A 10,677-nucleotide genomic window follows, 5' to 3' on the forward strand; every position below is an offset into this window, starting at 1 on the left:
TTCCAAGTTTTACAAGGCGAAGAAAATTGGGCTTTTTAAGGAGTGACTATCTATACTTAAAAACATATTCAAATTAGTAATCTATTTTTACTGCCGAATGAGGTCGTCTATATCTGCTTCATATACTCGGTAAGACTGTCATCCGTTTCGAGATTCAAGTGTTTTCGCAAACGATAACGTGCCATATTGACCGTTTTAGGGGTAGAATGAATAATGGAGGCAATTTCTTTCGTCGATAACCCGACACGCAGTAAAGAAGATAAACGCTTCTCATTTCCGGAAAGATTGGGGTGACGCTGTGAGAGACGTTCGATAAATTGCCGATTTATTTCATCGATTAAAACTCCTGTTTCCGTATCACGAGCACTGAATTGTGAGATGTACGTATAAATACCACGTAAATGACGTTCACTTTCGGCAGATGAAAGCTTATATCCCGCTCTTATTTTTTCCTGTATCTGTGCCAATAAATCATTCCGGCTACGAATAAAAAAAGCAAGGTTGGTCAACTCTTTTCGGCGGTGCTCAAGTTCTTGCTGTACGGTTCGCGCCTCACTTTCTGACTGTTTTAACTTCAATGCCATAAGTTCTTTTTCATGATTCTCGAGTTGCCTGGATGCTTCGAGCAACACCAGTTTCTTCTTCTGCCGATAGTGATATACCGCATAAGAGAGTGCAAGCATAAGGATAATTACAGCTAATACAGCAATAGATATCCACAAACGGAGGAAGTCGATTTGATACGCTTGCTCCTGCAGAATCATCTGTTGCTCCTTATCATGGAGGTGTTTTTGTACGATATTCAATTCGATTTGTCTCATTTCATTCGTCATCAACAAATCTTTTTCCGCCTCGTAAAGTAACAACAAGTATGTATAAGCTTGTTTGTAATCTCGCTGAGCTTCATAAACCCACGATCGATAACGATAGTTATCTGCAATCAGTTCTTTTGCATTGATCTTTGTGGCATGGCTCATAGCCGTATCCAAAGCGGACAAAGCATGATCGTAATCGTGCGCATAAAAATATTGTGTTCCAAGATTATTATAATTTTCACCTAAAGCCCAAATCTTTCCCAGTGAACGATTTATCGTAATCGCTTCGTTTAATAAGGCAACCTTTTCGACACTGTTTCCTTCATACAAACAAAGATTATTCAGGTTGGCAGCAAGTGATGAGAGATTGTTCATCTTGCGATTAATGCTCAAAGCCGCTTTAAAATTTTCTTTGGCGCGAACATTATCCGGTTTTTGGATATAAACTAATCCTCGTGCATTATAACAACGGGCCAAATGAAACGAATCATTCTGTGCCCGGTAAATATCAGCAGCTTTGTCCACGTACATAAAAGCCTTATGCAAATCTTTCAGTTTTAAGTATGCTCCGGACAGGTGAAGAAATATGCAAGCCTTTAAATGCAAACTATCCGACGGACAAGCCTCCAGCGCATGAGTCAATATTTCAAAACCGATATTAAAATCGCCCTGATTCATATACGCTTCACCCAATATGGCTTGTCCCATCGTCTTATAGCCTGTATTTCCTACTTTTTGCGCTTCAGTAATAGCCTGACTCGAATAATATATCGCCTTAGACGGATCGGCATTTAACATCTCTTCAGCCTTATCAAGTAATTCTTGAATCTGGTAGCGGTGGTTCTTGGCATAAGGAAAGACCGATAAACAAATCATCCAGCACAAAATCACTCCTATCAACTTATGAAAGTTGCCCATCAGTCGATTGTTTATGAAAATCAGCATGTGTTTATATTTTGAATTATGTTTTGAGAACATACTCTCCGGCAGATTTTTAAGCATTGCAAATGTACTGTGTTTTTTCGATATCTCAAGATTCGCTTTTTGTTCTTTTACCCAGACTTCTTTTCCAATCTTCTCAGATAATCTAAAAGTATATGGATACATTTCGATAATAGGGTCATTTCAGTCGAGCACATAAAAAAACAAGTATTTGATAAACAGACAGACATAAAGACACTCTTCCTCTTCATGGGCAAATCCAATAAAACATAATTTATGTAAAAACACACGAGAACCATACAAAAACGGCTATATTTGTCGCATAAAGCAATGTATCTTTTAAGAATATCTATTTATTATACAGAAAGATAAATCGGGCATCGCCTGAAAAGAGAAAATGTGCTTATGAATTGGAGAGAAAACATAAGGAAAGTATTCCGTCACCCTTATTTTAACCGTTACACGACGGTTGGTGTAGTATGGGGCATTGCAGTATTGGCAGCATGGTTGCTTAAGCATCCCAATAACAATTTTATCATCTTCCGAAACGTATTTTGGCACGTAGTAGAACAATTACCGCTCTATGCCGAGTATCCGGAAGTGTACCACGACGTCAATCATTATGGGCCATCGTTCAGTATGATTGTCGCGCCGTTTGCCATTTTTCCGGTGAAGTTCGGATATCTGCTGTGGCTTGCCGCCATGAGCGCTTTTCTCTTTATGGCCATGCGCTCACTTCCTTTTGAGCGAAAGAAGATTTTGTTTACGATGTGGTTTTGTGCCAACGAACTGTACACCGCACTCGGAGTAGCACAGTTCAATATCGTTATTGGCGCCATGCTCATTCTTATTTTTGTCTGTATCGAGAAAGAGAAAGACGTATGGGCCGCTTTATTCATCGTTGTCGGCACATTTGTTAAGATTTACGGCATTGTAGGACTGGCCTTTTTCTTTTTCTCGCGTCACAAAACAAAATTTATCCTCTCCCTGATCGGATGGAGTATCGTGTTTTTCGCCTTACCCATGTTGTATTCTTCCCCCGAATACATCCTTAATCAATACAGCGAGTGGTTTCCGGACTTAATCGCCAAGAACGCCGCCAATCATTTCGCGCGTTTTCAGAATATCTCGTTGTTGGGCATGGTACGAAAAATATCGGGCAATCCGGACTACTCCGACATGTGGTTGATCATCCCCGGACTGATTCTTTTCGCCTTGCCCTATCTGCGCGTCAAGCAATATGCCTTTCCGGTCTTCCGACGGATGTTTTTAGTCTCCGTTATGCTGTTTGTTGTTTTGTTCAGTACCGGTAGCGAGTCGAGCAGCTACATTGTAGCCCTGACAGGCGTAGCTATTTGGTTCTGGGGAGTTCCGTGGAAGCGCTCGAAAGGAGACATCGCGTTGCTTATCTTTGCATTTATTATAACCAGCATGTCACCGTCCGACCTCTTCCCGTCTTCTATCTACCGTCCCTACATCCATCCATATGCATTAAAAGCACTTCCATGCGTGCTGATCTGGTTCAAGCTCATTTATGAGATGATGACCCGCGATTATGCCGCGACGGACGAGCGGGTGTCCGAATTCAGCCCCTCCGTTCACCAATCATAAAACGTTCGAAATAACACGCTATTTTACGAAATATGATCCTGCTTAGTTTTGACATCGAAGAGTTCGACATGCCGTTTGAATACGGGTTATCCCTGTCGTGGGAGGAACAGATGCGCATCTCGTCCGAAGGTTGCCGGAAAATATTGGATTGTCTTTCCCGCCACAAGGTAAAAGCGACATTTTTCTGTACTGCTCGCTTCGCGGAGAACGCCCCCGAACTGATCCGTGAGATCAGTAAGAACGGGCACGAAATAGCTTCGCATGGTTACGAGCACAGCGCCTTCGAAGAAGCGGATCTGAAACGCTCGAAAGACTTTTTGGAGGTGCTCACCGGCCAACGTGTCGAAGGATTCCGCATGCCCCGCATGGCCGACGTCTCGGATGCCGCGCTTTTCGAGGCCGGATACCGCTACAACTCTTCTCTCAACCCCACCTATATCCCCGGACGATACAACCATTGGCGCGAACCGCGCACGTGGTTTCGGCAGAACGGGCTGCTCCAGCTGCCTGCCTCAACGACTCCCAACGTGCGTTTCCCGCTTTTCTGGCTGTCTTTTCATCACCTGCCCGGCGCCCTCTACCGACGAATGGCGCTCCATACATACAGGCACGACGGCTATCTTGTCACCTACTTCCATCCGTGGGAATTCATGCCCATACAGCAAATCAAAGGACTACCTTACACGGTGACGCATAATGCCGGAAATAAGACCGAAGTACGTTTGGATAAGTTGATCGGTTTCTTCCGGAAACGAAACGTACCGTTCGGGACATGCCGCGAATTTATCGAAACATTACCCGGCGCATCATAACATCTTCACGGACGATACGAAAAAAATATCGACCGACAACATCTTTTAACACCACTTTCGCGCCAACACTACGAAACTTTCGTATATTTGCGGTCGATTAGTAATATAAAACGATTAGAATCATGGAAAAATTAACACAGCAAGAAGAAGAAGCCATGTTGATTGTATGGCAACTGGGAGAAGGCACGATTCGCAGCTATCACGAGCAAAGCGGGAAGCCGTTGATGCCTTATACGACGTTCGCGTCCATCATTAAAAACCTGGATCGGAAGAAATATTTGAAGATGCGGCGCGTAGGAACGACGAATTTGTGTAAACCGCTGATTTCGGAGAAAGAATACAAGCGTAAATTCATGTCGGGATTTATTCGCGATTATTTTCAGGACTCGTACAAAGAAATGGTCTCGTTTTTTGCCCGCGAAGAAAAGATTTCGGCCGACGATTTGAAAGAAATTATCCGTATTATTGAAAAACAAAAATAGAAAACGATGGAAACTTGGACTTATTTATTGAAGGTGAACGCGGCAATCGCCGTGTTTTATATGGTATACAGATGGTGTTATCGGAATGACACGTTTTTTACCTTGCGACGCTATTTGCTTCAAGGCATTTTATTCTTGTCGGTCGTATATCCGTTTACCGACTTTTCAAAATGGTTTGTGCATAGCCATGCACTAACCGAAGCGGCGTTTACGTACACGCAATATATGCCGGAACTGACGGTGACGCCGTCGGTCGAAGCTCCCGCGACCTATTCATTGGGAGATTATGCGCTGTGGCTGTATCTGGCGGTGACGGGATTGCTGCTGTTGCGGCTGATGGTTCGCCTGACGCAGCTTGTATGGTTACGGTGGCGCAGTCCACAGATGGAGATGGAGGGGACACGCGTCAGTCGATTGCAACATCCGGCTACTCCTTTCTCGTTTTTCAGCTGGATTTTTATCCATCCCGAAATGCATCGGAAAGAAGAGTTGAAAGAGATTTTGGCACACGAACGAGTACATGTATATCAACATCATTCGCTCGACATTTTGATGGCCGAGTTGTTCTGTGCCTTCTGCTGGTTTAATCCGATGGCATGGATGCTGAAAAAAGAGATTCACAGCAATCTCGAATTTCTGGTCGATCATCGGGTGGTAAAGGACGGTGCCGACGCCCGAAGCTACCAGTATCATTTATTGCGCATGGCGCATCAGCCCGTGCAGGCCGTACTCGCCAATCAGTTCAACACTTCGCCGTTGAAGAAGCGCATCCGGATGCTTAACGCCAAGCAATCGCCCAAAGTGAAGCTGGTGGCCTACACGTTAGTCCTGCCCTTGGCGCTCTTGCTCCTCGTAGCCAATAACGCGGGCGCGATGACCGAGCGCGTGTCCGGGTTGCTCGACGCTTCTCTGCCCATGTTGCAGGGACACGCCGAAAACCTGTCCGACACGAACGAAGGAGATACCCTCGTCGTATCGGGTACCGTAGTAGACGGGAAGGGAGCGCTGCACGGCGTGAGCATCGTCATCAGAGGAACACACAGCGGCACCATCAGCGACGAGAACGGACGATTTCAGATTACCATGCAGGCCGGAGATACGCTGAGCTTCTCGTATGTCGGGATGGCGTCCGCGGTTCTTGTGCCGAAGGCTTCGGGCGATGTCGGGAAAATCGAGATGAAGCGTAAGAAAGAAGACCTCGACGAAGTTGTCGTTGTAGGATATACCTCCTCCGAGAAAGGCAAGCGAAACGACCGCCGGCCATCGACTAAATCGGATGGTGAATCGCTCTTTATGGTTGTGGAAGAGATGCCTCAGTTTCCGGGCGGACAAGGCGCTTTGATGCAATACATCGCCGAGAACATCAAATATCCGGCGATCGCGCAGGAAAACGGTATTCAGGGGCGCGTTGTTTGTCAGTTCATCATCGATGAACATGGAAATATATCCGATGTAGAAGTGGTTCAGGGCGTCGATCCGTCGTTAGACAAAGAAGCGATTCGCCTTATCGAAGAGATGCCCCGATGGAAACCCGGAAAACAACGCGGTAAACCCGTTGCGGTCGAATTCACCTTACCGGTCAACTTCCGCTTAACCAAAGGAACCGTATGCTCCATAAAGAACGATCCGGCGCGGCAGATAAATCACAACGACAAGGCTGTCAAGTACTATTTGAATGGCAAAGAAGTTTCTTCCAAACAAATAGAAGATATCCCCGTACAAGATATTGAAAGCATCTCCGTATTGAACGCGGAGAGCCGGCAGATGAAAGATGGCGGGAAAAACGCTCCGAAAGTTATTGTCGTCACCACATCGAACGCTACAGCCGACGAACGCGCCCAAAACGAAGGAATTAAGAAGAAGTACGATTAATTTTTAATTCATAAGGCTACTAATTTCAGAAGGGTGTGCCGAAAAAATGTTTCGGGCACACCCTTTTGCCGTGTAGCAGAAGCATTGAGAGACAACGCGATAGAAATAAAAGCGGAAAAACCTGTCGACAAAGAGAGTGGGCACGCCATAGACAAGCGACAGAATAATATACCCATAGCGATACACAAAACGTTTTCGATACGTATCTTTGACGCGCCGGAAGCAAACCGTACACGATACGAGCCCGACAACACAAAACATACGTATAAATAAAATGAAATGAAGCCGTTCTGTTTAATCCTTGCCGGTCTATGGATGATACTCGCGTGTTCGCACGAGAAGAAAGTGATCGAGAGAAAGAAAAGCCCGGAAACCATCATCGGCATGGAGCGGGATACATTGTCTATCGACCTCGACGATACGTCATTGCCCCATTATCATACCCAAACCGCATTCAGCCTGAATACGAACGATTATTTAATCGGTTATAACGATCAAACGCATGCTTTAAACGTTTTTGATTTTACGAACAAGGTGGTTCACAATATAAGCATCTACCGCGAAGGAAAACAAGCCGTTGCCGGCGAAATAAACGGATTATACGCCACATCGCCGGATTCGATCTGGATTTTGGCCGACAAAACCGTTTATCTGCTCGACACAACCGGCATGATACACGAAAAGCACGAATTGACGGTCGACGAAGGAGAATATATCATCAATACATCGAACTATTCGAACGCTTCAATCCAATTATATATCGACACACACAACCAATCGCTGTATTACGTCACCCTTAAAATGGGAGACGAATCTATATTTTACATCAACGAGGCGGATTTACGGCAGGGAAAACACAAAAAAATCGTCCTTCCGTATACCGGTGCCGAGCAGGGAGTCGGACATCTATACGGATGGATGCAACATCCCAACGTTACCTTCCATTTTCCGCTGGTGATCTACAATTTTCCTTTCAACTCGAACGTGTACACCTTCGATTTGCACACCGGAACGGCGAAGAGCTACGGAGCGGACAGCCGCTATACGCGTAATACAGCCTCGGAAACGCATTCGGCAACGATGGAAGACTGGTATCGGCATTTGATCGAAAACGTTCACTTCTACGAAGTCAATTACGACCCGTACAGAAAGTGTTATTACAGGCTTCATGTAAGCGGAGTCGATTTTACGGCCGGAATGCCAATAGACAAGCAGCTTTTTAACAAACAACTGTTTCTGACGGTCTTCGACTGGGATTTAAACGTAATCGAGGAATTTCTGTTATCGAACGATACGTATAATCTGAACGGAGGATGGGGCGTTTTTGAAAAAGGCTTTTTTATTATCAAAGACCATCCTAACGCAGAATATCCCGATGATGACAAGATGCGATATGACGTTTTCCGTTTCGAATAAAAAATAAAAAGATAGAGAAAGAACGGAATACATATCCTCATCCTCCAAACTGTGTTTGCGATGGAACAGGTCATTTCGAGGCCTTAAAAAAACAAAAATCCGCCGTGAGCTGTTTGGAGCTTTTCGTCATAACTTGTACGTTTGTAGAAGAAAATAACATAAATCATTCACTTCACGATAAATTAAATCCTGAAACAGATGAAACAAAACGTATTTTTAGGGATCGTTATCATGGTTTTCTCCATGTTAGTAAGTTGTCAAAGTTCGCGCGAGCCCTCTCCCACTGCCTTTATGGGATTCAAAGATCAGATCGTTTATGTAAAAGAATTTCCTCAGACGTTTACCCTTTCGGGCGAGATGATTCCCGATATCGACATCATCGGTATACAGGATTTTCAGATTTGCGATACGATGATTATTTTTTCAGGAAAAGGACAAAAGAATCTTTGGGCTTGTTATTCTTTACCCCGATATGATTACTTGGGTAGCTTGCTAACGAAAGGAAATGGGCCGAATGAATTTATTCAGGCTCCTTGGGTGAGTTCGGCTACTTTTTTCAACGAGCGGGACGAATTGCATGCCGGCATCTACGATTTTCAAAGAGGGAGAGTATTCAATGCTAATATTACACAGACGCTTAAAACCGGAAAACTCGACATGCATCTTATGCGGGACTCATTGCCGCCTTTTCTGTTCAATTTCTTTATCATCGACTCCACGCGCTATTTTTGCAAAGAAGCCAACTATCAGCAGACGCAACAGACCAGATATCTTATCGAAGGAGATAAACAACTGCATCCGGCTGTTTTTGATTCATTGAATCGCGTTAAACTCGAAGAGATGCAAGATATCAATATCTTGTCGACCATCACCAAATTTAATCCGGCTCGCAATATCGTCGTAGAAATGCCTGTCGGGCTAAATTATTTGAACATGTATTCGCTCGACGGAATGTTTACCCGAACCCTCTGTGTCGGCGATAAAGTAGATGATATCGAAGATATTCAGAACAAAAAGCTATGGGAACGAATCTATACATTTGCTACTATAAAGGTTTTTCCTGATTTTTGGGGAGTTGTATACATTAATGAAGATGAAAAGACTTATCAAACCGGCAGAAAAAAATTACCCTGCATTTATTTGTTCGATTGGGAGAGTAAGCCTTTAGCCGAGCTGAAATTACAACATTTTATCACAACATTCGACATTGATCTCCACAACCGTATGCTTTATACGTTCGATCTTGAGGATGAAGTCCTTCACAAATACGATATCAGAGAGATACTGACAAAAATCGGGCAGTAAGCAGCTTGTAAGCATATAGAGGAACAAAAAAATCACTCCATCTATGGAATTGCCTATAACCCCGAAGGAATATGAGTAGAATATAAACTATAATTATTCCTCTATATGTCTTTTTCGGAAACCAAATGAGAACGTTTTATGAAATCCATTTGGTAATACGGCAAAATGAATAGGATATTTTTGCTATTCATTTCCAATCCCTTTCTCCTTATAATCATTATCTCGATTCATCATCTCGATACGACAAATGGCGGAATATATAATTTCGTGAGGCTATTCATTTCTTTTTTCAAAAAAAACATCTTCTTTTTTTTGTAAATACAAAAAAAAGGATTATCTTTGAAGCCGTAAGTATCATTTAATGCAAAAATCATGGAACCGATGAAATCGATTACCGAAACAGGACATGCGAAGAATGTTGCAGTATTTGAAAAGCTGATTGCTTTCTGCACGGACTACGGAGCCGCCTATAATCCGTCGAGAAATGAACTCAAGCTCGCCGAGCTGAACAAAAAACGTGACGAAGCCCGCGTCGCACTTGCCGACGTGAAACATGCGAAAGCCATGCTTACGCAAGCTGTTGCCGATAGACAGACGATTTTCAGCCTGCTGAAACCTTTAGCCACCCGGATACTCAGTGCACTGAAAGCGTCCGGCGTATCGGACAAAACCGTCGACAGCGTACGCTCCCTTAATCGAAAAATTCAAGGACGCAGAGCCTCATCCGTAAAGATGAAGCCCGCCGAAGAGAACGCGGAAGAAACACCGAAACGCACCATCTCCGTTTCGCAACAGAGTTTCGACAATCAGGTCGAGCATTTGCTGCAAATCATCGCCATTCTGGAAATTCAGCCGCTCTATCAGCCCAATGAAGACGATCTTAAAATCGACGCGCTCAGAAACTATGCACTGAGACTTCAGGATGCGAATCAGATCGTCATCAAGGCTACCACAGCGCAAGTCAACGCGCTCGCTGCCAGAGACGCCGTTCTGTATTCGGAGCATACCGGCATGGTCGATATCGCGCTTAACGTAAAAAAATACGTGCAATCCGTTTTTGGGACGAACAGCTCCGAATATAAGCGGATCAGCGCGTTCACATTTCGCAACAAGGTATAAATAAACCGTTGCGGCCCGGGAGAAACAATCAAGTATTTTTTCATAGCAACTATTCTCCCGGGTATTTTTACAAACGTCAGCGGCAAAATAAGTAAGTCAGACGAAAAAAGAATCATCCGCTTGTGCAAAATAAGAGATTGTATCAATAAAACACCCGTCCGCAAAAAGAAAAGAACTAACGATGTTTGCGAAACGATCAACTGCGTTGGTAAAACTGCCATCGTCGTTAACAAAACAGCCGACCGCGTTATATATTCTTCACAATGCGCTTATAAAACTGTCGACCGCGTTAACAAAACAGCC

At 44.1% G+C, this 10,677-nt stretch carries 8 protein-coding genes; 7 read left to right on the top strand and 1 reads right to left on the bottom strand.

Annotation, left to right across the window (positions count from 1 at the left end; genetic code table 11):
• Window positions 1-107: 107 nt before the first annotated feature.
• Window positions 108-1,922 carry a tetratricopeptide repeat protein gene (locus Q4A89_RS11140; protein WP_303185549.1) on the bottom strand — a complete coding sequence of 605 codons (1,815 nt, stop codon included), beginning with the start codon at window positions 1,920-1,922 and terminating at the stop codon, window positions 108-110.
• 240 nt (window positions 1,923-2,162) lie between these two features.
• Here Q4A89_RS11140 and Q4A89_RS11145 point away from each other — a divergent pair, with 240 nt between their 5' ends.
• From Q4A89_RS11145 to Q4A89_RS11175, 7 genes are all read left to right on the top strand, one after another.
• Window positions 2,163-3,368, top strand: coding sequence for a glycosyltransferase family 87 protein (locus Q4A89_RS11145; protein WP_303185551.1), 1,206 nt, complete (start codon window positions 2,163-2,165; stop codon window positions 3,366-3,368).
• A gap of 32 nt (window positions 3,369-3,400) precedes the next feature.
• Window positions 3,401-4,180 carry a polysaccharide deacetylase family protein gene (locus Q4A89_RS11150; protein WP_303185552.1) on the top strand — a complete coding sequence of 260 codons (780 nt, stop codon included), beginning with the start codon at window positions 3,401-3,403 and terminating at the stop codon, window positions 4,178-4,180.
• Window positions 4,181-4,302: 122 nt separating this feature from the next.
• Complete coding sequence (locus tag Q4A89_RS11155; protein WP_303185554.1) at window positions 4,303-4,662, top strand: BlaI/MecI/CopY family transcriptional regulator; 360 nt, start codon at window positions 4,303-4,305, stop codon at window positions 4,660-4,662.
• Between the two features lie 6 nt (window positions 4,663-4,668).
• Window positions 4,669-6,534: a M56 family metallopeptidase gene (locus tag Q4A89_RS11160; RefSeq protein WP_303185556.1), complete on the top strand. Its 1,866-nt coding sequence runs from the start codon at window positions 4,669-4,671 to the stop codon at window positions 6,532-6,534.
• A 279-nt stretch (window positions 6,535-6,813) separates the two neighbouring features.
• The gene (locus tag Q4A89_RS11165; RefSeq protein ID WP_303185558.1) at window positions 6,814-7,950 is read left to right on the top strand and encodes a DUF4221 family protein; all 1,137 of its coding nucleotides are present in this window, start codon (window positions 6,814-6,816) and stop codon (window positions 7,948-7,950) included.
• Window positions 7,951-8,148: 198 nt separating this feature from the next.
• Window positions 8,149-9,255, top strand: coding sequence for a BF3164 family lipoprotein (locus Q4A89_RS11170; protein ID WP_303185560.1), 1,107 nt, complete (start codon window positions 8,149-8,151; stop codon window positions 9,253-9,255).
• 372 nt (window positions 9,256-9,627) lie between these two features.
• A complete protein-coding gene (locus Q4A89_RS11175) occupies window positions 9,628-10,374 on the top strand; it encodes a hypothetical protein (RefSeq protein ID WP_303185561.1) in 747 nt (248 codons plus the stop codon).
• The last annotated feature ends 303 nt before the right edge of the window (window positions 10,375-10,677 follow it).

The sequence above is a fragment of the Tannerella sp. genome (genome assembly GCF_030528505.1).
Classification (GTDB): Bacteria; Bacteroidota; Bacteroidia; order Bacteroidales; family Tannerellaceae; genus Tannerella.